Raw genomic sequence first — 317 nt, 5'->3', positions numbered from 1 at the left:
CTCAACCAGTATCGCGTGGTGCTGGAAGTGGCGCCGGAGTTCCGCACCAGCACCGCGTTGATGGATCAGCTGGCGGTGGCCTCCAACGGCGCCGGCGCGCTGACCGGCACCAACGCCACCAGCTTCGGCCAGGTCACCTCGTCCAACTCGTCGACCGCCACCGGCATCGGCGCGCAGAACACCGGCATCACCGTCGGCGCCGGCAACATCATCCCGTTGTCTGCGCTGGCCGAAGGCAAGGTCAGCAGTGCGCCGCTGGTGGTCAGCCACCAACAGCAACTGCCGGCGGTGACCGTGTCGTTCAACGTGGCACCGGG

At 68.1% G+C, this 317-nt stretch carries 1 protein-coding gene; it reads left to right on the top strand.

The window, feature by feature from the left end:
• A partial coding sequence (locus EN846_RS34280) for an efflux RND transporter permease subunit (RefSeq protein WP_135928141.1) occupies positions 1-317 on the top strand: 317 nt, incomplete at both ends.

Origin of the sequence: Mesorhizobium sp. M4B.F.Ca.ET.203.01.1.1 (genome assembly GCF_004791025.1) — a bacterium.
Taxonomy (GTDB): domain Bacteria; phylum Pseudomonadota; class Alphaproteobacteria; order Rhizobiales; family Rhizobiaceae; genus Mesorhizobium; species Mesorhizobium abyssinicae.
Note: the sequence above shows the minus strand (reverse complement) of the source record. Positions and strands in the feature narration are given on the sequence as shown.